The 20,933-nt window shown below is 41.0% G+C and carries 22 protein-coding genes; 14 read left to right on the forward strand and 8 right to left on the reverse strand.

The features are described from left to right. Positions 1-4: 4 nt before the first annotated feature. The 4 genes from QM928_RS03935 to QM928_RS03950 form a co-directional block, all read right to left on the reverse strand. Positions 5-952 carry a DUF4097 family beta strand repeat-containing protein gene (locus QM928_RS03935; protein ID WP_414294563.1) on the reverse strand — a complete coding sequence of 316 codons (948 nt, stop codon included), beginning with the start codon at positions 950-952 and terminating at the stop codon, positions 5-7. Continuing rightward, positions 945-1,538 (reverse strand): DUF1700 domain-containing protein, encoded by a 594-nt coding sequence (locus tag QM928_RS03940; RefSeq protein WP_414294564.1) that lies wholly within the window; start codon positions 1,536-1,538, stop codon positions 945-947. The genes QM928_RS03935 and QM928_RS03940 overlap by 8 nt, the downstream gene beginning before the upstream one ends. After that, positions 1,525-1,851 (reverse strand): PadR family transcriptional regulator, encoded by a 327-nt coding sequence (locus QM928_RS03945; protein ID WP_006149048.1) that lies wholly within the window; start codon positions 1,849-1,851, stop codon positions 1,525-1,527. The genes QM928_RS03940 and QM928_RS03945 overlap by 14 nt, the downstream gene beginning before the upstream one ends. A 139-nt stretch (positions 1,852-1,990) precedes the next feature. Further along, positions 1,991-3,157: a CynX/NimT family MFS transporter gene (locus QM928_RS03950; RefSeq protein WP_414294565.1), complete on the reverse strand. Its 1,167-nt coding sequence runs from the start codon at positions 3,155-3,157 to the stop codon at positions 1,991-1,993. A gap of 248 nt (positions 3,158-3,405) precedes the next feature. On the opposite strand from QM928_RS03950, the gene QM928_RS03955 reads away from it, so the two are divergent. The 4 genes from QM928_RS03955 to QM928_RS03970 all read left to right on the forward strand — a co-directional run bounded on the left by QM928_RS03955 (position 3,406) and on the right by QM928_RS03970 (position 7,296). Then, on the forward strand, positions 3,406-4,206 hold the full coding sequence (locus QM928_RS03955) for a glycosyltransferase (RefSeq protein ID WP_414294566.1): 801 nt from the start codon (positions 3,406-3,408) through the stop codon (positions 4,204-4,206). A gap of 68 nt (positions 4,207-4,274) precedes the next feature. After that, positions 4,275-6,128, forward strand: coding sequence for a polysaccharide biosynthesis protein (locus QM928_RS03960; RefSeq protein ID WP_414294567.1), 1,854 nt, complete (start codon positions 4,275-4,277; stop codon positions 6,126-6,128). A 144-nt stretch (positions 6,129-6,272) separates the two neighbouring features. Next, the gene (locus QM928_RS03965; RefSeq protein ID WP_414273487.1) at positions 6,273-6,707 is read left to right on the forward strand and encodes a DUF805 domain-containing protein; all 435 of its coding nucleotides are present in this window, start codon (positions 6,273-6,275) and stop codon (positions 6,705-6,707) included. A gap of 175 nt (positions 6,708-6,882) precedes the next feature. Further along, the gene (locus QM928_RS03970; protein ID WP_371608068.1) at positions 6,883-7,296 is read left to right on the forward strand and encodes a DUF805 domain-containing protein; all 414 of its coding nucleotides are present in this window, start codon (positions 6,883-6,885) and stop codon (positions 7,294-7,296) included. A gap of 86 nt (positions 7,297-7,382) precedes the next feature. On the opposite strand, the gene QM928_RS03975 is transcribed toward QM928_RS03970, so the two are convergent. Genes QM928_RS03975 through sdaAB form a run of 3 tightly spaced genes read right to left on the reverse strand, consistent with a single transcriptional unit; the run spans position 7,383 to position 9,600 of the window. Next, a complete protein-coding gene (locus QM928_RS03975; RefSeq protein WP_371608067.1) occupies positions 7,383-8,024 on the reverse strand; it encodes an HAD hydrolase-like protein in 642 nt (213 codons plus the stop codon). Between the two features lie 23 nt (positions 8,025-8,047). Beyond that, the gene (gene sdaAA, locus QM928_RS03980) at positions 8,048-8,920 is read right to left on the reverse strand and encodes an L-serine ammonia-lyase, iron-sulfur-dependent, subunit alpha (protein ID WP_045762454.1); all 873 of its coding nucleotides are present in this window, start codon (positions 8,918-8,920) and stop codon (positions 8,048-8,050) included. Positions 8,921-8,928: 8 nt separating this feature from the next. Next, entirely contained in the window at positions 8,929-9,600 is a 672-nt protein-coding gene (sdaAB, locus tag QM928_RS03985; RefSeq protein ID WP_001191178.1) for an L-serine ammonia-lyase, iron-sulfur-dependent subunit beta, read from the reverse strand. A 241-nt stretch (positions 9,601-9,841) separates the two neighbouring features. Between sdaAB and QM928_RS03990 the strand changes: the two genes are divergently transcribed. Next, positions 9,842-10,441: a LysM peptidoglycan-binding domain-containing protein gene (locus QM928_RS03990; protein ID WP_414294568.1), complete on the forward strand. Its 600-nt coding sequence runs from the start codon at positions 9,842-9,844 to the stop codon at positions 10,439-10,441. 51 nt (positions 10,442-10,492) lie between these two features. Here the strand turns inward: QM928_RS03990 and QM928_RS03995 are convergent, their stop codons facing one another. Next, positions 10,493-11,356, reverse strand: coding sequence for a helix-turn-helix domain-containing protein (locus QM928_RS03995; protein WP_414294569.1), 864 nt, complete (start codon positions 11,354-11,356; stop codon positions 10,493-10,495). Positions 11,357-12,243: 887 nt separating this feature from the next. Between QM928_RS03995 and QM928_RS04000 the strand changes: the two genes are divergently transcribed. From QM928_RS04000 to nrdD, 9 genes are all read left to right on the forward strand, one after another. Next, positions 12,244-12,450 (forward strand): hypothetical protein, encoded by a 207-nt coding sequence (locus tag QM928_RS04000; protein ID WP_315640896.1) that lies wholly within the window; start codon positions 12,244-12,246, stop codon positions 12,448-12,450. A 6-nt stretch (positions 12,451-12,456) separates the two neighbouring features. Continuing rightward, entirely contained in the window at positions 12,457-12,591 is a 135-nt protein-coding gene (locus QM928_RS04005; protein WP_315640935.1) for a hypothetical protein, read from the forward strand. 22 nt (positions 12,592-12,613) lie between these two features. After that, positions 12,614-13,735, forward strand: a complete 1,122-nt coding sequence (gene mnmA, locus QM928_RS04010) for a tRNA 2-thiouridine(34) synthase MnmA (protein WP_070677838.1) — start codon at positions 12,614-12,616, stop codon at positions 13,733-13,735. 139 nt (positions 13,736-13,874) lie between these two features. Next, positions 13,875-14,330 carry an NUDIX hydrolase gene (locus tag QM928_RS04015; RefSeq protein ID WP_414294570.1) on the forward strand — a complete coding sequence of 152 codons (456 nt, stop codon included), beginning with the start codon at positions 13,875-13,877 and terminating at the stop codon, positions 14,328-14,330. 8 nt (positions 14,331-14,338) lie between these two features. Further along, complete coding sequence (locus tag QM928_RS04020; RefSeq protein WP_414289231.1) at positions 14,339-14,770, forward strand: NUDIX hydrolase; 432 nt, start codon at positions 14,339-14,341, stop codon at positions 14,768-14,770. Then, positions 14,760-16,676, forward strand: coding sequence for a tRNA uridine-5-carboxymethylaminomethyl(34) synthesis enzyme MnmG (gene mnmG / locus QM928_RS04025; RefSeq protein WP_414294571.1), 1,917 nt, complete (start codon positions 14,760-14,762; stop codon positions 16,674-16,676). Before QM928_RS04020 ends, mnmG begins: the two co-directional genes overlap by 11 nt. Positions 16,677-16,871: 195 nt before the next feature. Next, positions 16,872-17,006: a hypothetical protein gene (locus QM928_RS04030; protein ID WP_000958549.1), complete on the forward strand. Its 135-nt coding sequence runs from the start codon at positions 16,872-16,874 to the stop codon at positions 17,004-17,006. Positions 17,007-17,050: 44 nt separating this feature from the next. Further along, positions 17,051-18,604: a damage-inducible protein CinA gene (locus QM928_RS04035; RefSeq protein ID WP_414294572.1), complete on the forward strand. Its 1,554-nt coding sequence runs from the start codon at positions 17,051-17,053 to the stop codon at positions 18,602-18,604. A 118-nt stretch (positions 18,605-18,722) separates the two neighbouring features. Beyond that, positions 18,723-20,930: an anaerobic ribonucleoside-triphosphate reductase gene (gene nrdD / locus QM928_RS04040; protein ID WP_414294573.1), complete on the forward strand. Its 2,208-nt coding sequence runs from the start codon at positions 18,723-18,725 to the stop codon at positions 20,928-20,930. Positions 20,931-20,933: the final 3 nt, after the last annotated feature.

A 20,933-nucleotide genomic window follows, 5' to 3' on the forward strand; every position in this document is an offset into this window, starting at 1 on the left:
CTTTTTATTCATGATGTCTATAAGAAGGCGAGCGAACATCCTCTTTTGGTAGATTGATGTCTTGACCAGCTTTTGCGACAAGTAAATCTTGCGTATCTTTTTTCTCTACTTTGTAAGGATTTGAGAATTCTTCATCTTCCTTGTTTTCCTCGTTTGGATTATACCCTTCCCGACTACGATGATAGATGGAACCATGGTCAGAAGAAAGTTCTACATTAATTCTCTCAAGTTCTTTTTTAGCTAGCTTGATGACCATATCTTTTTTTGACTCTAGCTCTACCTTACCATGTACTTGAATATCCTCAGCAGAGATATGTTCATGGTCTGCTTGGATGCGGCTATCTGTTAGACTGGTTTCAAATACATTGACAATTCCAGTTGTGATCAGTTGGCTATTTTTAATCTCGCTATCAGTGATACGAAGGAGATATCCATTTGACAGAATCTTGGCATTGCTGATTTTTGCATTGGAAATCGAAAGGATATGATGGTTGACTTGAGCTGTAAGATTTTTTAAGTCCTTTCCTCTTGGTAATGAGAGAACAACTTCATCATTGCGACTAGAGACTCCGCTTACGATAAAGAGGATACCCTGAATACTAGAACCAACAGAAGGACGTGTAGTTGACTTGGTGTCGGAAATTTCAAGAGTTTTTTCTTTGCTAGAATGTTGAAGATTCTCTTTTTCAGAGACAGTTGGATGATACTGGATGTGAATCTTATCATCATTTGACTCCGTAATAACTAGAGAATGTTGTGTTAGTGAGATGTTAAGATTTTCGATATCTTGATCAAATGTGAGCTCTTCCATTCGGCTCTCAAAGACTGGATTTTGAGACATTGCAAGGAGGCTTCTGACACCATCGGTTTGGATGCCGATGATCATCATGGAAAAACCGATGATACTGGTAACAACACCAAAGATAAGAAATCCTTTTGTCCATTTACGCATGTCTTTCACCTCTCTTTCCTCTATTAAGAATCCATTGGATGAGTCGAAGGACTAGTAATCCAAAGAAACGTGCTACATAGGAAGTCGCTAGTAAGACTAGAGACGAAGCTCCGATCGCTAGTAAACCTCCACCAAAAATCAGTATAAAAGCAGATGTCGATTCAGCCAGAACGTAGAAGCTTTCAAATAGGAGAACGCCTCCTAGGATTAGTCCAGCTACTGATACAGCAAAGAAGGCTATAAGTACGCTGACAGCAGCGATAAAAATCCCGATGATAGCCATGAGAAGAGCAATTCCGACTGGAATTCCGATAGGAGCTGCAAGAAGGGCTAGTAGAGCGATGCGTAAAATATGGCGGTCGTTCTTGCTGGAATTTTCTTCGTTGATTTTCTTATCAAGAAGTGTAGTCAGGACATCATGGGCAGCTTCTTTTGGACTTCCCAGGCTAGTGATAAGTTCCTCCTCACCTTCTGGACCCGCATCATCAAAGAGTTCTTTGAAGTAATCCATGGCTTCAATGCGATCAGATTGAGGAAGCTTCATCAGATAGGCTTCAAGCTGATTCAAATATTCAGTTCTTGTCATGGCGAATGCTCCCTTCTATGATGCCATTGATAGTGTCAGTGTAGAGTGTCCATTCTTCTCTGAGTACAAATAGTTGCTCCTCCCCAATCTCTGTCAAGGAGTAGTACTTCCGCATCCGACCTTGGTATTCGCGAGAGTATGTAGTCAGATAGCGGTTGGTATCCAGTTTTTTCAAGATGGGGTAGAGGGTAGATTCCTTGATTTTGGCAATGAGTTTAATGGTTTGGCTAATCTCATAACCATAGGAATCCCCTTGTTCTAGGATGGCCAAGATGAGAAATTCAATCAAAGCCGCTGATGTTGGAAAATACATGGGGCACCTCCTTTTTTAGTATGTAAAAATTTTATATATAATTATTCTACACATACATCATACATCTAAATGTAAGCCCTGTCAAGTAATATGTGTAAAATTTTTATATATAAAAAATCTCCTAGTAAAAACTAGAAGATTAGAGGATTTTATCCGCTCGATCCACCATAAAGAGGGCGATTGTCATGATAATATCAATTATTAGAAGAATCAGTACCGCTGGAACCCAAGACTGGAACATGTTAAAACTGTAACCAAAGAGAGTTGGTCCAAAGGCCGCTAGAATGTAACCACCGGTCTGGGCAAGTCCAGATAATTGAGCCGTTTTTTCAGGTGAGCTTGTTTTAATAGAAAAGCAAACCATGAGATAGGGGAAAAGTGCGCTACAGGCCGTGCCAATCAAGAGGTGAGCCATCAGCCAATAAAAGAAATTACTACTTGGGTATAAAAGCATGGCAATTCCTAGCATACCAGCCAGAGAGATGACTGCTAACATGATTTGACGGTTATGATTTGACAAACGCGTCGTTAAACTTGGAATGGTCATGGAGAAGGGAATGCTAATTAGTGAAAAGATAGAAGCCAGAAGTCCGGCATCCGTATGAGCTAGCCCTGCACTGATGGCCATGGTTGGCAACCAGGTCATGCTGGTATAGAAGAGCAGGGACTGCAACCCACCGAAGACAATAATAGCCCAAACTTGCTTGCTTTTTAGGATATTCTCTTTTTCTTTTTTATCTTCATGCCCTTCTAGGAAATGATTGTGGCCATGGTTAGGAAACCAGACCAATAAGGTTAGCAGGCAGACCATGGACAGGCAGAGAATCAGCCCCTTCCAAGATGTTGCCTGAGTAATGGGTACAGAGAGGTAGGAAGCTAGTGCTGTCGCGATTCCCATAGTCGTCACATAAACCGTTGTCAGGAAGCTAATCTTTTGTGGGTAGTTTGCTTGAATCATACTAGGAAGAAGTACGTTAAAAATAGCGACACTTGCTCCGATGAGTAAGGTTCCCAGATAGAGAAGGGGAAGATTGAAGATACGAATCACTGAACCGATGGTTAAGATGAGGAGGCTGTATGTAAAAAGGTGCTCGAGTCCAATCTTTTGAGCCAAACGCGTCGCAAAAGAGGAGAAAAGAGCAAACATCAGGAGAGGAAGGCTGGTCAAAACCCCAAGTGAGCTGACCTCAACTCCTAAACCTTGAGCAATATCTCCCAAAACAGTTGGTAAGGCCGTAAAAGGAGCTCTTAAGACCGCTCCGATTAAGATAATTCCTAGAATAAAAAAGAGTGATCGTTTTTTCATGTGAACCTCAATAAACTGATTTTGATAACAGCTTATTTTAAGGCTTTTTCCCATAGATGTCAAGATGGTGTGAGAAACTCCGCTCCTTAGTTGAGCGAAATCATGGGTAAAAAGAAGGAGAGATTTACTAGTTTTTTTCTGGGATTCAAATAAAAATAGGAAAGTCTGAAAAATTGTGATAAAATAGTGAAAGAAAATATATACATTGGAGAAAAACTGTGTCTGAAAATAGGAAATTTAGCGTCTTGATGTCCGTCTACATCAAAGAAAATCCTGTCTTTTTAGAAGAGGCTGTAAAAAGTATCTTACATCAAACGCTCAAACCTAGTGAAGTGGTTATCGTTGAAGACGGTCCACTGACACCTGAACTATATCAAGTGTTGGAAAAATTGGTAGCACAGTCAAGTATTCCAATCAAACGTTGTCCGCTTGAACAAAATCGTGGCTTAGGTTTGGCGCTACAGTATGGTGTTTTGCAGTGCCAGTATGACATTATTGCCCGTATGGATACGGACGATATCGCTGTTGAAGATCGTTTTGAACAACAGTTTGACTTGATGGAAAAGGAAAACTTGGACTTGCTGGGTGGTCATATCGCAGAATTCATCGATCAACCTGATGAAATTGTTTCTTACCGTCGTGTGCCGACTAAGCACGAAGAGATTATCGCCTACCAACGTATGAGAAGTGCCTTTAATCATATGACGGTTATGTTTAAAAAAGAGATGGTTCTCAAGGCAGGTAACTACGAAGATGGGCTCTATATGGAAGACGATTTGCTCTGGCTTAATATGATTAGCGCAGGTGCTCGAACTGGAAATGTGGATCAGATTCTTTGTAAGGTGCGCGTGGGAGCGGGGATGTTTGAACGTCGTGGTGGCCTTCGCTATCTCAAACTCTATCGCCAAGCACGTCAAAGAATGCACGCGCGTGGACAGATTTCTTATGGCGAATATCTGAAAAGTGTGTTAATCCAAGTTGTCGTTGCCCTATGTCCAGGATTTGTCCGACAGTTTATATTTTTAAAACTATTGAGAAAAAGTAAATAGCTAATCAGTTAAAAAAACCTCTAGTAATTACTAGAAAATGTGATTTTGTGTAGGAGGATACCATTCACATGAATAAAAAAATGACAGATTATGTAATTGATCTGGTTGAAGTGTTAAATAAACAACAAAAACAAGTCTTTTGGGGGATTTTTGATGCTGCCAGCATGATTTCCTCAATCATTGTTTCTTATATCTTGTTTTATGGATTGATCAATCCAGCTCCTGTGGACTATGTCATCTATACAAGCTTGACCTTCCTTTTCTATCAAATCATGATTGGATTCTGGGGGCTCAATGCTAGCATTAGTCGCTATAGCAAAATCACAGACTTTATGAAGATATTCATCGGAGTAAGTGTCAGCAGTATCTTGTCCTATCTCCTTTGCTATGCCTTCTTGCCACTTTTCTCTGTACGTTTTATCGTTCTCTTTATCTTGCTCAGCACCTTCTTGATCTTGCTCCCACGTATTACTTGGCAGTTGATCTATTCAAGACGCAAAAAGAGTGATGGAGAAGGGGAACACCGTCGTACCTTCTTGATTGGTGCAGGAGACGGTGGGGCTCTCTTTATGAACAGCTACCAACATCCTACGAGTGATCTTGAGTTAGTGGGTATTTTGGATAATGATGAAAAGAAAAAAGGTCAAAAACTAGGTGGAATCCCAGTCTTAGGATCTTATGAACAGTTGCCAGAACTCTCTAAACGTCATCAGATTGAAAAAGTTATCGTTGCGATTCCTTCTCTCGATCCATCAGAGTATGAGCGTATCCTAAAAATGTGTAACCAACTTGGCTTGAAGTGTTATAAGATGCCCAAGATTGAGTCGGTTGTACAAGGATTGCATCCTCAGGTAGGTGGTTTCCAAAAAATCGATATTACTGACCTTTTGGGACGTAAAGAAATTCAACTAGATGAGTCACGTCTAGGCTCAGAAATTACTGGAAAAACCATCTTAGTGACAGGTGCAGGAGGTTCTATCGGGTCTGAGATTTGCCGTCAGGTTAGTCGCTTTAATCCAGAGCGCGTGGTTCTCTTGGGGCATGGGGAAAACTCTATTTATCTGATCTATCATGAATTGATTCGTAGCTTCCAAGGAATTGACTATGTTCCTGTGATTGCAGACATCCAAGACTACGATCGCTTGCTTCAAGTATTTGAGCAGTACCAACCAGCCATTGTTTACCACGCTGCTGCCCATAAGCACGTGCCAATGATGGAACGTAATCCAAAAGAAGCCTTTAAAAATAATATCCTCGGAACTTACAATGTTGCCAAGGCAGTTGACGCCGCTAAGGTACCGAAGATGGTTATGATTTCGACCGATAAGGCCGTTAATCCACCAAACGTAATGGGAGCTACCAAACGTGTGGCAGAGTTGATTGTTACAGGATTCAACCAACGTAGTCAATCTACCTATTGTGCGGTTCGTTTTGGGAATGTTCTTGGTAGCCGTGGTAGTGTGATTCCAGTATTTGAGCGTCAGATTGCAGAGGGTGGTCCAGTGACTGTGACGGACTTCCGTATGACTCGTTACTTTATGACCATTCCAGAAGCTAGCCGTTTGGTGATCCATGCAGGAGCTTATGCTAAAGATGGAGAAGTCTTTATCCTTGATATGGGCAAACCAGTTAAGATTTATGATTTGGCCAAGAAAATGGTTCTTCTCAGCGGACGTACTGAAAATGAAATTCCGATTGTAGAAGTGGGGATTCGTCCAGGTGAGAAACTCTATGAGGAGTTGTTGGTATCTACTGAATTAGTTGATAATCAAGTCATGGATAAGATTTTTGTTGGTAAGGTTAATGTCATGCCACTTGAAGTCATCAATCAAAAGATTGAAGAATTCCGTGCCTTGCAAGGTTCAGAGTTGAAGCAAGCCATTATCGGTTTTGCCAATGAAACAACTCACGCTGATTCATAATAAAAGTAAGGTATTATCCCTAGAATTCTTTTTGACAGGAGGGAAGGGATAGTATCTTTTTTCTAGATTTGGAGAGACTTTCAGAGTTTTTTGAACAAACTTGTTATTGAATAGATATAGTAAATAAAAAATTAGGAGTAACTTATGATTAACGCTTATAAGAATTTCTTTAAAGGTTATGTAGATTTTACAGGCCGTTCAACACGTTCAGAGTTTTGGTGGGTTTGGTTAACAAACATACTACTTCTTATCCCTCTCTACTCAGCATACTTTAATGTTATATTTAGCGAAGGAAGCGAGGGTGCTTTTCTTGCCTTGGGTGGCCTTGCTATTATTTACATGATTTTTGGTCTGGCACTTTTCTTGCCTTGGCTTGCGTTGACAGTTCGTCGTCTCCGTGACGCTGGTTTCCATTGGGCACTCATTTTCGTTGGCTTTATCCCAATGGTTGGAGGAATTGCTTTACTAGTCTTGTTAGCTATGCCAAGCAAGGAAGTAGAGGTAGTAATCCTTAATAAAGCTGAAGAAGTTGAAGAAGTTGTGGAAGTTTCACCTTTCGAAGAACCAGACAACAAATAGGATAGTCAAACTTTACCATCTATTTAGCTGACTAGCATTCTTCCTACTAGTAGGTAAATCACTAACACTCCCATATCCATTTGTGGATTGAGGAGTGTTTTATTTTGTAAATATTTGTGATTTCTAGCAGTATCTGATAGACTAAAATATACAACTAAACAATTAGGAGTAACTTATGATTCAGGCATATAAAAATTTCTTTAAAGGTTATGTAGATTTTACAGGCCGTTCAACACGTCCAGAATATTGGTGGGTTTGGCTGATGAATAATATTTTGTTCCTACCCCTGTATATATTCTATTTTCAAATGGCCTGGAATGATGCTGGAGAAACAGATCCTATTTTAGGAGTAGCAATCATAAGTATTTATATGATTTTAGGTATAGTGTTCTTTACACCAAGTCTTGCTGTAAAAGTTCGTCGGCTAAGAGATGCAGGCCTTCACTGGGCTTTCATCTTCCTTTACTTCGTTCCAATGGGTGGTATTGCTCTTTTAGTTCTGCTAGCCATGCCAAGTAAGGAAGTAGAAATAGTAACAATCAATAGATCTAAAGAAGTTGAAAGCGAAGAAGTTTCCCCTTTTGAATAATTGGACGAGTACGGGGAATGTCATTCTCCTCATTATGATCAGACAAAAAGCTCCCAAACCTAACTTTTAGGCTGGGAGTCTTTTGTTTAACGTTTTAATTGTAGATGCTGTAAAATGTCTGCCGGGTGGTGAGCAATCCAGTCAGGATTATAGCCCATGAGGTCTTTCTCCTCACCGAATCCCCAGGTTACCGCTAGTTTTTTAATGCCAGTTTCTTGGGCACCAATCATATCAAACTTGGTATCTCCGATAATAATGACTGTTTCGGGCGCTAGATGATGAGTTTCCAGAGCCTGACGAATGACATCAGCCTTGTGTAGGGCTTGAGGGCTTGAACCATAAATGCCATCAAAGAAGTGGTCAATCCCAAAATTGCTAGTCATATCAACTGCGGTTGGTGTATTCTTCGTAGTAGTGATATAAAGAGGATAATGCTCAGCTAGTTCTACAAGTAAATCTTTGATATGTGGAAAGAGTTGGGCTTCGTAAACACCCTTTTCCTTATAATAAGAACGATAGAGCTGGATGGCTTCCTCTATCTGCTCAGCTGGTAAACAACTAGCAAAGCTGGTTTCTAGTGGAGGTCCCATAAAACCTCGAATGGTTTTGGCACCAGGACTAGAAACTCCAAGTTGGTCAAAGGTATAGGTGAAACCATTATGGATACCGATAGAACTATCAACTAGCGTTCCATCTAAGTCAAAAAAGATAGCAGATATAGATGACATTGATTCTCCTCAAAATGATGAAATTATTCGCCGAAGATTTCTTTTTGAAGGCGACGACCTGTAGGTGTGGCAGCGAGCCCCCCTTCAGCAGTTTCACGAAAGGCAGTTGGTAAGCTAGATCCTACTTGATACATGGCGTCAATGACCTCATCAACTGGAATTTTTGATTCGATACCAGCCAGAGCCATATCGGCTGCGATGAAGGCAAAACTTGCTCCCATGGCATTCCGCTTGACACAAGGAACTTCAACCAAACCTGCAACGGGGTCACAGATTAGGCCGAGCATGTTTTTGATAACGAAGGCGATAGCCTGGCTCGCTTGATAAGGTGTTCCGCCTGCAGCTAGAGTTAGGGCAGCGGCACTCATGGCTGAAGCTGAACCGACTTCGGCCTGGCAGCCACCTTCGGCTCCCGAGATAGAAGCGTTGTTAGCAATCACGAGTCCAAAAGCACCTGCAGCGAATAAGAAGTCTAGTTGTTGTTCATGAGTTAAATCCAACTTTTGAATAGCAGCAGTGAGAACGGCTGGAAGGCAGCCTGCACTACCAGCAGTAGGTGTTGCACAGACCAGTCCCATCTTGGCATTGTGTTCATTAACGGCGATAGCATTACGGGCTGCAGACAAGACAGTGAAGTCTGATAGGGTCTTTCCTTTTTTGATGTAGTGGTCAAGCTTGGCAGCGTCACCACCTGTCAAACCACTACGAGATTTTTTTTCACTAAGACCAAGCTCAACTGAAGCTTTCATGACTTCAAGGTTGCGCTCCATGAGAAGGAGAACTTCTTCTCGTTCACGACCTGTTAGCTCAAACTCGGTCGTAATCATGAGTTCAGCAACATTTCCTTGAAAATCAAGTTCGGCTTGTTCGACTAATTCTTTGATAGAATAAAACATATTTTCTCCTATTGAAAGAAATTGACATTATGCAAATGAGGAATTTTACGAATCTCTTCGATAGATTCATCACAGTTGCGGCTATCAACTTCAATAATCATAATGGCTTTCTCACCAGCTTTTTCTCGGGTTACATTCATTTGGGCGATGTTAATGTCAAAGCGAGAGAGGGCCTCTGTTACGTGAGCAATCATACCAGGAACATCCTGATGAACGATGATAATGGTAGGAGTGTTCATGTTGAGGGATACGGCAAAGCCATTGAGCTCTGTTACCTGGATATTTCCACCACCGATTGAAATTCCTGTCACACTGATGGTCTTGTGCTCATTCTTAACAGTGATTTTCGTAGTATTTGGGTGAGGGGCGTTACTGTCTTTCTGGATGGTCCAGACAATTTTGATGCCACGCTTGTGGGCAATTTCTAAACTATTTGGAATTTCTGGATCATCTGTGTCCATTCCTAAGATTCCAGCGACCAGGGCGAGATCAGTTCCGTGCCCGCGATAGGTTTTTGCAAAAGAATTAAAAAGCTGGAACTCGACCTCGGTTGGAGTATCGTCAAAGATAGAAGAGACGATTTTACCGATACGAACAGCTCCTGCCGTGTGACTACTAGATGGGCCAATCATGACTGGCCCAATGATATCAAAGACAGATTGAAAACGAAGTGATTGCATCTGTTTCCCCTTAAAAAGATTCTTAACTCTATTATATCAAAGATTAGATGCAAGCGCTCAATTCCATGATAAAATATCTAAAATCCCCATAAAGCCTATAAAATCAAGCCTTTTGTAACAAAAAGAGGCTATTTAAGTGAAATAAAACATAGTCTTGTAACATTTCTACATAAAACCGTCAAGAAACAGTAATAATAGTAGGGTATGATGGAAATATAAGAAAGAAGGAGAATCTTTTAATATGAAATCAACAACTAACAAAATTAAAACAGGACTTGTAGGAGTAGCAGCAGCGCTTGCTTTCCTTGCACCATCACTTACTTTTGCACAAGAAACAACAACTTACACAGTAAAATCAGGTGACACTCTATCAGGAATCGCTGAAAAATACAATACAACTGTTGAAAAATTGGCAGAAAAAAATAAGATTAAAGATATTCATTTGATCTATGTAGACCAAGTATTGGTTATTGATGGTGAAGCACCAGCAACTGCAACTACGACAGCAGAAGCTCCAGTAGCAGCACCTGCAGCTACTGAAACAACAACTTATGAAGCACCAGCAGCAAGTGTAACTGTAGCAGAAGAAACTTCAGCATCAACTTCAACCGTCAGCGGATCTGAAGCAGAAGCTAAAGAATGGATCGCTCAAAAAGAATCAGGTGGTAGCTACACAGCTACAAACGGACGTTACATCGGACGTTACCAATTGACAGATTCATACTTGAACGGTGACTACTCAGCTGAAAACCAAGAACGTGTAGCAGATGCTTACGTTGCAGGACGTTACGGTTCATGGGCAGCTGCTAAGAACTTCTGGCTTAACAACGGTTGGTACTAAGAACTAACTAGCAGAATAAGATGCAAAAGTCGAGGGATTTCCTCGACTTTTTTATATTTCCTTTGCTTGATAACAGGTCTCTACTTCCTTTTTGAGGTGAGATAGCATTGAGGTTTCATTAGTTAACTCCAGAAGGGAGAAGCCCTTTTGAATAAGATGATCATTACTAGTACAAATACCTATTCGAACATAGGCGATAGCTAAAATATCGTATCTTTTCTTTTTCTTGGCATCCTCTAGTAAGGTGTAGCAGATTTGTTGACAGGTATTTTTATCTTGATTGTACAAGTAAATGGTGGACAGATTGAGTAGGATTGTCATTCGTAATTCATATAAATGTCGATAGTTTTTATATTCTTCCAAGCGCTGCAAGATTTGTTCAGTGATGAGGTGGAGGTGTTCGATGGGAAAGCTAAAAAGTATGGTATTGAGGATTTTTAGGTCACCTTCATACCATGTATCTTGTTTTTCAATTTTTTCCCAAAGCTTTTTGACCGTTTGTTCCACTTGGATTGAAAGCTGTCCTGTTCCATGTTGACGGATATAAATAACAACTTCCAGCATATCTCTGATTTCCTCTATAGGGAGATCGTGATGGACCTTGAGATAGTCTTGGCATGTTTCAAATAAGTTGACTAGACTACTGGTACCAAAGATGGAACTCGTATTGAGATAGGTTTGCATGATTTCTGTTCGCTGGCTTGGCTGATAGAGATGGCAGATGTATTCAAACTCTTCAAAACTCATATTGATTTGACGGAGAAGAAACTCCATGTTTTCATATTTGGGAGTTGCCTTGCCACTTTCAAACTTGGAAAGGCTGGTTCTTGAAAGGCCATTTCCACAGACCTCTTCTTGTGTCAATCCTTTTGACTCACGTATGTCTTTATATACTTTCCCGAAATCATAGCGCATGATTTCCTCCTTTTCGTGAAAAAAGTTAACAGTAAATAGAATTCTATTAAATATATTGTATCATAAGAATATAGAAAGTAAATAAGAGGTATCATGTAGCTAGAAAATAATAGATTGGAGGTTGTTTCAATGCGTAAAAATAAAGATCTATTTCGGGTAATCATTGTCTTTGTGGCAGGGGTTATTTTGATTCTAGCAACCCCAGTGTTATTTAGAGTTGTTATAGAACTACTGTCAAAATAAAATCTGCATTGGTTAGATTCATTAGGATTTAAAATCATTACATGAGAGCTTCTGGATAAATTTAATTTGCTGTAAGATTTGCTTATTTCATCAATTGCTTTTAGTTAGAATCCTGATTTTTAATTTACCATATTTGTATTCACAGAAGTTCTAATCAAGACATTAAAGTGGATATCATGAGAAGAAAATAAGAAAGGTGATTTTATCTATAGTAGGTAGAATCTAAAAAATAAATTATGATTCATTTAAAATTTTATATCAAATCCGTTCTTTGTTCATTGGTATTTTTTATCCTTTTAATTCTTTTTATTAAAAATATATATTATCCTGTTCTAAAGATAACTATTGAAGTTATTCTGTCGTTTTCGATAGGTAGTCTTTGTTATGCCATTTTTTGTAAAACAAATCGAGCTGCTTTCCTGCCAATTTCGGTTATTTTATTTTTGATGACTCTCTATTTGCTGGGAGGATAGTATTTTAGCAGGAATTTTGTCAGTTTGCATTTTTTCTTGGAGAAATTCTGACGATTGAAATCTTAGTGGCTTTAAGTGGAGTAAATTTGCTATCAAGATTTTTCAAAAAAGAGAAGTCAATTGATTTGCTTGTGGATTATAAAGATGGAAGGTAAAATTGGGATATTTAAAATGAAACATTTTTTTGCAGGAATTGGTGAGATAAGATTTATTAGTTATCTATTGTCTCTATGTGTAGGACTAGCCCCTCTTTTTCATATATATGTTATAGGTTCTGAAATGAGTTTTATGAAAATAGTGTTATCTATTTTGGGAATTATATTTGTTTGTATTTTAACTATTGCACGAATTTATAGGTGTTTTTTCTATAAAGAATAGTTTGGAATGAAAAAGTGTCTTATGCTAGAGCTTGGTAGATTATCAGCCTCTTCCTTGTCTTCTCCAACCAAGCATGTTATAATGAAAACTGCTCAAACGACCTTCAATCGTGAAGCACACACGACCTTCAATCGTGAATAAACGAATAGATGGGAGAACTACCATGAGTGATAACTCTAAAACACGTGTTGTCGTGGGGATGAGTGGTGGTGTCGATTCGTCAGTGACGGCTCTTTTGCTTAAGGAGCAGGGCTACGATGTGATCGGTATCTTCATGAAGAACTGGGATGACACAGATGAAAACGGCGTCTGTACGGCGACCGAAGATTACAAGGATGTGGCTGCGGTGGCAGACCAACTGGGCATTCCTTACTACTCTGTCAACTTTGAAAAAGAGTACTGGGACCGCGTTTTTGAGTATTTCCTAGCGGAATACCGTGCAGGACGCACGCCAAATCCAGATGTTATGTGTAATAAGGAAATCAAGTTTAAGGCCTTTTTGGACTATGCCATGACCTTGGGGGCAGACTATGTGGCGACTGGTCACTATGCCCGTGTGGCGCGTGATGAGGATGGCATCGTTCACATGCTTCGTGGCGTGGACAATGGCAAGGATCAGACCTATTTCCTCAGCCAACTTTCACAAGAACAACTCCAAAAGACCATGTTCCCTTTGGGACATTTGGAAAAGCCTGAAGTTCGCAGACTAGCAGAAGAAGCAGGCCTTGCGACTGCTAAGAAGAAAGACTCAACAGGGATTTGCTTTATCGGAGAAAAGAACTTTAAAGAATTTCTCAGCAACTACTTACCAGCTCAGCCTGGTCGCATGATGACTGTGGATGGTCGCGATATGGGTGAGCATGCTGGTCTGATGTACTATACGATCGGTCAGCGTGGCGGACTCGGTATCGGTGGTCAACACGGTGGTGACAATGCCCCTTGGTTTGTTGTCGGAAAAGACCTGAGCAAAAATATCCTCTATGTCGGTCAAGGTTTCTACCATGATTCGCTCATGTCAACCAGTTTAGAGGCTAGTCAAGTCCACTTTACTCGTGACATGCCAGAGGAATTTACGCTCGAATGTACGGCTAAATTCCGCTACCGTCAGCCAGACTCGAAGGTGACGGTTCATGTCAAAGGAGACAAGGCTGAAGTCATCTTTGCAGAACCTCAGCGCGCCATTACACCAGGACAAGCAGTTGTCTTTTATGATGGTGAAGAATGTCTCGGTGGCGGTTTGATTGACAATGCCTACCGTGATGGCAAGGTTTGTCAGTACATTTAGATTGACAAATTTTCTCAATTTGCTACAATAATAAAAGCAATAGAAATGATGGTCAAAGCTCATGGATGTTGCAGGCTTTTTGTCCTGCACTTCTTTGGAGTTTTGACTGTTTTTGTGTCGTTTAGAGGAAAGGACAAAAATGACTCAACAAGACTTTCGGACAAAAGTAGACAATACGGTTTTTGGTGTTCGGGCGACAGCCTTGATTCTTCAAAATCGCAAGCTCCTAGTTACCAAAGACAAGGGCAAGTATTATACTATTGGCGGCGCGATTCAAGTCAATGAAAGCACGGAAGACGCGGTAGTTCGTGAAGTGAGGGAAGAATTAGGTATCCGAGCTCAAGCTGGGCAGCTAGCTTTCGTGGTTGAAAATCGCTTTGAACAAGACGGTGTTTCCTATCACAACATCGAGCTTCATTATCTGGTAGACTTGCTTGAAGATGCTCCATTGACCATGCAGGAAGATGAGAAAATGCAGCCCTGCGAGTGGATTGACTTGGATCAGCTCCAGAATATCCAGCTGGTTCCAGCCTTTTTAAAAACAGCCCTACCAAATTGGGACGGACAATTACGACACATCCATCTTAACGAATAGGAGAGAAAATGATGGTTAAGCTTATTGCCCATGTGCTTGTTCATAGTGGTGGTGATTATTTGCTCATTCAGCGTTCGGAAATTAAAAGAGGACAACCCAACGTTTATCCGACTTACTGGGATATTCCTGGTGGCGGGGTTGAAAAGGGTGAACTTCCGCGAGATGGAGCTCTTAGAGAATGTATTGAAGAAGCGGGAGTTAGGCTAGACAGCAGTTCGCTCAAACTTCTTCACGAAGATAGTCAACTGGATACCTCAAAGGATACTGTCTTTACTCGCTTAGTTTATAAAGCAGAGTGGGTTGGGGAGAAGCCAATTATCAGATTAGATCCTGAAGAGCATACGCACTTTAAATGGGTTACCATGGATCAAGCTCTAGAGGAGGAGAAGTTAGTTCCTTATTTGCGAGAAATTTTTGAAAGGTTAAAAAATGACTTATAATTTTACAGAAGAATACGATATTATTGTAATCGGTGCGGGACACGCTGGGGTTGAGGCTTCCTTGGCTGCCAGCCGTATGGGCTGCAAGGTCTTGCTTGCGACTATCAACATTGAAATGTTGGCTTTCATGCCATGTAATCCATCCATTGGTGGTTCTGCCAAGGGGATTGTCGTGCGCGAAGTCGACGCTCTTGGTGGTGAAATGGCCAAGACCATTGACAAGACTTACATCCAGATGAAGATGCTTAACACTGGGAAAGGTCCAGCTGTTCGTGCCCTTCGTGCGCAAGCTGACAAGGAGCTCTACTCTAAGGAAATGCGCAGGACGGTTGAAAATCAAGAAAATCTAACCCTTCGTCAAACCATGATTGATGAGATTTTGGTGGAGGATGGCAAGGTTGTCGGTGTGCGTACGGCAACTCATCAAGAATATGCTGCTAAGGCTGTAATTGTGACTACAGGGACAGCCCTCCGTGGGGAAATCATCATCGGAGATCTCAAGTACTCATCAGGTCCAAACCACAGCCTAGCTTCGATTAACCTTGCTGATAACCTTAAGGAACTTGGTCTTGAAATCGGTCGTTTCAAGACAGGAACACCTCCACGTGTCAAGGCTTCTTCTATCAACTACGATGTGACAGAGATTCAGCCAGGAGACGAAACACCAAATCACTTCTCATATACTTCACGTGACGAAGATTATGTCAAGGACCAAGTTCCATGCTGGTTGACTTATACCAATGGTACCAGCCATGAGATTATCCAAAACAACCTCCACCGTGCGCCTATGTTTACAGGTGTGGTCAAGGGAGTGGGGCCTCGTTACTGTCCATCGATTGAGGATAAGATTGTTCGCTTTGCGGATAAGGAACGTCACCAACTCTTCCTTGAGCCAGAAGGTCGCAATACAGAGGAAGTTTATGTTCAAGGGCTTTCAACCAGTCTTCCTGAGGATGTCCAACGTGAGCTGGTTCATTCTATCAAAGGTTTGGAAAATGCAGAGATGATGCGTACAGGTTATGCTATTGAGTATGACATGGTCTTGCCTCATCAGTTGCGTGCAACTCTAGAGACCAAGAAAATCTCTGGACTTTTCACTGCTGGTCAGACAAATGGAACGTCAGGTTACGAAGAAGCAGCAGGCCAAGGGATTATCGCTGGTATCAATGCGGCTCTGAAAATCCAAGGCAAGCCTGAGTTGATTTTGAAGAGAAGTGACGGCTATATCGGGGTCATGATTGATGACTTGGTGACCAAGGGAACTATTGAACCTTACCGTCTCTTGACCAGTCGTGCTGAATACCGTCTCATCCTCCGTCATGACAATGCCGATATGCGTTTGACTGAGATGGGACGCGAGATTGGTCTTGTGGATGATGAGCGCTGGGCTCGTTTTGAAATCAAGAAAAATCAATTTGAGAATGAAATGAAGCGCCTAGACAGCATCAAACTTAAACCAGTCAAGGAAACCAATGCTAAGGTTGAAGCAATGGGCTTCAAGCCATTGACTGATGCCGTGACCGCCAAGGAATTCCTCCGTCGTCCGGAAGTCTCTTACCAAGACGTGGTAGCTTTCATTGGGCCTGCCGCTGAAGAATTGGATGACAAGATTATCGAATTGATTGAAACGGAAATCAAGTACGAAGGATACATCTCAAAAGCCATGGATCAGGTTGCTAAGATGAAACGCATGGAAGAAAAACGGATTCCAGCCAACATCGACTGGGATGATATTGACTCCATTGCGACAGAGGCTCGCCAGAAGTTCAAGCTCATCAATCCAGAAACCATCGGTCAAGCCAGCCGTATTTCGGGAGTAAACCCAGCAGATATTTCTATTTTGATGGTGTATCTGGAAGGTAAAAATCGAAGCATTTCAAAAAACTTAGAAAAAAAGGCTGACTAATACTCAATGAAAATCAAAGAGCAAACTAGGAAGCTAGCCGCAAGCTGTACTTGAGTACGGTAAGGCGACGCTGACGTGGTTTGAATTTGATTTTCGAAGAGTATAAAGACAAAGTGCTGAATTCTCTTTTGGGAATTCAGCTTTTTTGATAGAATCGTCCTCTTTTTTCGAATAAAGAGAAAAGGAGGAATGACCATGCTGACAGTAGAAGAAAAAAATTTTTTAGACCACTATAAAAATGCTTCCTATCATCGTTTTTATGAGATTGAGCGCTTCGCTAATCTCTGTCAAAAGTTAGACAAATGGCCACCACAGGCTGACAAGCTCTAGACTTTTTGATATACTAGAACAAATCAAAATCTAGGAGAGAATGAATGAACGTATATGGCAGATTAGAAGACGAACCAACTCCAACTTGGACTGGAAATCAAGAAAATTCAGCTGGGGGAGAGGAGCGAGAAGAGTTTGAAACACGACAATCTGCTCGCTTACCATTGTTTAAAATCTTAATTTGGAGCACTTTAGCGGTACTTGTATCTGTAGTTCTTCCTTTTGTGCTAGGATTGACCAGTCCAGAGCAGGCTCAGGATTTCTATATTGGATGGGCCATGCACCAAGGAGGAGAAATCTACACAGACTATTTTGGAACGAGTGGTCTCCTCTATTATTTCCTACAGTATCTAGCTAAAGGTAGCCTTTTATTTGCGGCATTTAATTGGCTTGCTTTAGTGGGCGCTGGAATTTTTCTTTTTCGTTCAACCTATGACTTGACGAAAGAGGACGAGCAGTCGCGACAAGTGTTGACGATTTTTTACCTTCTTGCTGGAGGTCTTAGCTTTGGTGGTGGCTATGCCACAATTCTTGCCCTTCCATTTTTATTCTACGCCCTAAACTTAGTCACAACCTATTTTGCAGAATTTAATCATGACAAAGGTTTCTTGCGTATCGGGATGAGTTTGGCTCTAGCATTTTTCTTCGCCCCTCTAGTCACAACTTTATATGCTCTGGTCTTATTCTTTGCTTTGTTAGCCTTTAATATTGGGCGTGGTTACTGGGCTCGCGGCTTTTATCAATTTCTTGCGGTTGGTCTAGGATTTTCACTCTTCTTTTATCCAATCGGTTACTACACAGTTTATAAAGGTAGCTTCGGGAGTGCTATTAGTCAAATTCTCTATCCAATTGATAGTTTGAATTTCATGTCCAACCCTGGTCTGCTAGATAATCTCCTCTTTTATGGATTATTAGCAATCGGTCTTGGAGGATTGACCCTGGTGTTTGCAGGCTTTTTCCAGTCTAAACCAAGCAAGCAATATGTCTTATCTATATTTGCTGCGCTTGCTCTTGTACTATCACTAGGCTTGGAAATTTTCTCTACTGAACCGATCCATGGAAGTCGTCTAGCTGAGTTGCTTCCTTTCATGTCCATTTTGTTGTTGACTCGAATTCGTGCCAATGATGCAGAGGGAGTGAGTCGTCGTAGAAGATATAGCGAAGCTCCTTCAGTATGGGCAATTTTCCTCAAAGGAAATGCTTACCTGCCTATCTTGGCCCTTGCTTACCTATTCTTGGCACCTTTAGTAGCGCGCTATGTCTTTCACCCAGAACAATATCAAGAACGCGCTCGTATGGAAACTACGGTTAAAGGACAAACACAGGCAACCGATCGTATTTATATATGGGATGATCTTGCTAATGGTTATAAGACTAGTGAACGTTTAGCAGCTAGTCAGTTACTAACACCGAAATTACATACAGCTTTATCTGAAAATCATACCAAGCTGGTAAATGATCTACGTGATAACCAGGCTAAAGTGATTGTGGTCAATACAAAAACAGCTCTCTGGACGGAAGTAGAACAGCTTCTAGCAGAAAGCTACCAACCAGTTCAAAGTGAATTCAAAGACTTTAAACTTTACAAATTAAAATAAAACAATCAATATCTAGTGTAAAATTTATGAAAATAGGAATTTTGGCACTAGATGTTGATTTTTATTTTTTTAGTGATATAATACTTTTTAGATACTAGTTTTAGAAAAGAGCCTGGAAATGATTGTATTGGAAGAGAAAATCAGCCCTGATCCAACCTTATTCGTTGAAAAACGCGACGGTAGACGCGTCATTTTTGATGTGGATAAAATTGACAAAGCGCTTCATAAGGCTGCGGAAAAAGTCATGGATGTAACCCCCTTGGTAGAAAAGCGTCTTAATACTCTAGTTGAACGTATTGTAGAAGAGATTCATAGTCGCTTTCCTCAAGGTGTAAAAATCTATGAAATCCAAAATATCGTAGAACATGAGTTATTGGAAGCTAAAGAATATGCCTTGGCAGAGGAATATATCACTTACCGAACTCAAAGGGATTTTGAGCGCTCAAAAGCAACAGATATCAACTTCAGTATCCATAAACTTCTCAACAAAGACCAGGCAGTTGTCAATGAGAATGCTAATAAAGATAGTGATGTTTTTAATACCCAGCGTGATTTGACGGCGGGGATTGTTGGGAAATCAATCGGTCTTCAAATGCTTCCTAAGCATGTGGCTAATGCCCACCAAAAAGGGGATATCCACTATCACGATTTGGACTATAGCCCTTACACCCCGATGACCAACTGCTGTCTGATTGATTTCAAGGGTATGTTGGAAAATGGTTTTAAGATTGGGAATGCTGAGGTAGAGAGTCCGAAGTCTATTCAGACTGCAACTGCTCAGATATCGCAAATCATCGCTAACGTTGCATCAAGCCAGTATGGAGGCTGTTCAGCAGACCGTATTGATGAAGTCTTGGCTCCTTATGCAGAAAAAAATTACCAAAAACACCTCAAAGATGCAGAGGAATGGGTACTGTCTGACAAGTGCGAAGAATATGCCTGGAAGAAAACCCAAAAAGACATCTATGATGCTATGCAATCATTGGAGTATGAAATCAATACCCTCTTCACTTCAAATGGGCAAACACCCTTTACTTCCCTTGGTTTCGGATTAGGAACCAATCGTTTTGAACGCGAAATTCAAAAGGCAATTTTAAACATTCGTATCAAGGGGCTTGGTTCAGAACACCGTACAGCTATCTTCCCTAAACTCATCTTCACTCTTAAAAGAGGACTTAACTTGGAGGAAGGCTCACCTAACTACGATATCAAGCAGTTGGCCCTTGAGTGTGCAACTAAGCGCATGTATCCAGATGTCTTGTCTTACGATAAGATTATCGAATTGACAGGTTCTTTCAAGGTTCCGATGGGATGTCGTTCATTCCTTCAAGGATGGAAGGATGAAAATGGAGTAGAAGTTAATTCAGGTCGTATGAACCTAGGTGTGGTAACAGTCAATCTTCCTCGTATCGCCCTCGAGTCTGAAGGAGACCTGAACAAGTTCTGGGAAATCTTCAATGAGCGTATGAATATCGCTGAAGATGCTCTAGTTTATCGTGTGGAAAGAACCAAGGAAGCCACTCCAGCTAATGCACCAATTCTTTATCAATACGGAGCTTTTGGCCGTCGTCTTGGGAAAGAAGAAAGTGTTGATCAACTCTTTAAGAATCGCCGTGCTACTGTTTCGCTTGGCTACATTGGACTTTATGAGGTGGCAACAGTATTCTTTGGCAACAATTGGGAAAACAATCCAGAAGCTAAAGAATTCACTCTTGATATCATTCGAGACATGAAACATCGAGTAGAAGAGTGGTCAGACCAATATGGCTATCACTTCTCTATTTATTCGACACCATCTGAAAGTTTAACAGACCGCTTCTGTCGCCTGGATACAGAGAAATTCGGTTCTATTCCAGATATAACGGATAAAGAGTACTACACAAATTCCTTCCATTATGATGTCCGTAAAAATCCAACTCCTTTTGAAAAATTGGATTTCGAGAAGGTTTATCCAGAAGCGGGAGCATCAGGTGGATTTATCCACTACTGTGAGTATCCTGTTCTTCAACAAAATCCAAAGGCCTTGGAAGCTGTTTGGGATTATGCTTATGACCGTGTAGGTTATCTAGGAACAAATACTCCGATTGATCGTTGCTACAAGTGTGATTTCGAAGGAGACTTTGATCCAACTGAGAGAGGATTTGCGTGTCCTAACTGTGGCAATAGTGATCCTAAAACAGTAGACGTGGTTAAACGAACCTGTGGCTATCTTGGGAACCCACAAGCGCGTCCGATGGTGAATGGACGCCACAAGGAAATTGCTGCGCGTGTGAAACACATGAACGGTTCAACTATTAAAACAGCAGGACATGAAGTAAGAAATTAGAAA

It is taken from the genome of Streptococcus infantis, assembly GCF_047460405.1.
Taxonomy (GTDB): Bacteria; Bacillota; Bacilli; order Lactobacillales; family Streptococcaceae; genus Streptococcus; species Streptococcus infantis_Q.

Coding starts and splice junctions, on each gene's coding strand:
- QM928_RS03935 (WP_414294563.1), bottom strand. CDS start 952: ATGCGTAAATGGACAAAAGGATTTCTTATCTTTGGTGTTGTTACCAGT.
- QM928_RS03940 (WP_414294564.1), bottom strand. CDS start 1,538: ATGACAAGAACTGAATATTTGAATCAGCTTGAAGCCTATCTGATGAAG.
- QM928_RS03945 (WP_006149048.1), bottom strand. CDS start 1,851: ATGTATTTTCCAACATCAGCGGCTTTGATTGAATTTCTCATCTTGGCC.
- QM928_RS03950 (WP_414294565.1), bottom strand. CDS start 3,157: ATGAAAAAACGATCACTCTTTTTTATTCTAGGAATTATCTTAATCGGA.
- QM928_RS03955 (WP_414294566.1), top strand. CDS start 3,406: ATGTCCGTCTACATCAAAGAAAATCCTGTCTTTTTAGAAGAGGCTGTA.
- QM928_RS03960 (WP_414294567.1), top strand. CDS start 4,275: ATGAATAAAAAAATGACAGATTATGTAATTGATCTGGTTGAAGTGTTA.
- QM928_RS03965 (WP_414273487.1), top strand. CDS start 6,273: ATGATTAACGCTTATAAGAATTTCTTTAAAGGTTATGTAGATTTTACA.
- QM928_RS03970 (WP_371608068.1), top strand. CDS start 6,883: ATGATTCAGGCATATAAAAATTTCTTTAAAGGTTATGTAGATTTTACA.
- QM928_RS03975 (WP_371608067.1), bottom strand. CDS start 8,024: ATGTCATCTATATCTGCTATCTTTTTTGACTTAGATGGAACGCTAGTT.
- sdaAA (WP_045762454.1), bottom strand. CDS start 8,920: ATGTTTTATTCTATCAAAGAATTAGTCGAACAAGCCGAACTTGATTTT.
- sdaAB (WP_001191178.1), bottom strand. CDS start 9,600: ATGCAATCACTTCGTTTTCAATCTGTCTTTGATATCATTGGGCCAGTC.
- QM928_RS03990 (WP_414294568.1), top strand. CDS start 9,842: ATGAAATCAACAACTAACAAAATTAAAACAGGACTTGTAGGAGTAGCA.
- QM928_RS03995 (WP_414294569.1), bottom strand. CDS start 11,356: ATGCGCTATGATTTCGGGAAAGTATATAAAGACATACGTGAGTCAAAA.
- QM928_RS04000 (WP_315640896.1), top strand. CDS start 12,244: ATGAAACATTTTTTTGCAGGAATTGGTGAGATAAGATTTATTAGTTAT.
- QM928_RS04005 (WP_315640935.1), top strand. CDS start 12,457: ATGAAAAAGTGTCTTATGCTAGAGCTTGGTAGATTATCAGCCTCTTCC.
- mnmA (WP_070677838.1), top strand. CDS start 12,614: ATGAGTGATAACTCTAAAACACGTGTTGTCGTGGGGATGAGTGGTGGT.
- QM928_RS04015 (WP_414294570.1), top strand. CDS start 13,875: ATGACTCAACAAGACTTTCGGACAAAAGTAGACAATACGGTTTTTGGT.
- QM928_RS04020 (WP_414289231.1), top strand. CDS start 14,339: ATGATGGTTAAGCTTATTGCCCATGTGCTTGTTCATAGTGGTGGTGAT.
- mnmG (WP_414294571.1), top strand. CDS start 14,760: ATGACTTATAATTTTACAGAAGAATACGATATTATTGTAATCGGTGCG.
- QM928_RS04030 (WP_000958549.1), top strand. CDS start 16,872: ATGCTGACAGTAGAAGAAAAAAATTTTTTAGACCACTATAAAAATGCT.
- QM928_RS04035 (WP_414294572.1), top strand. CDS start 17,051: ATGAACGTATATGGCAGATTAGAAGACGAACCAACTCCAACTTGGACT.
- nrdD (WP_414294573.1), top strand. CDS start 18,723: ATGATTGTATTGGAAGAGAAAATCAGCCCTGATCCAACCTTATTCGTT.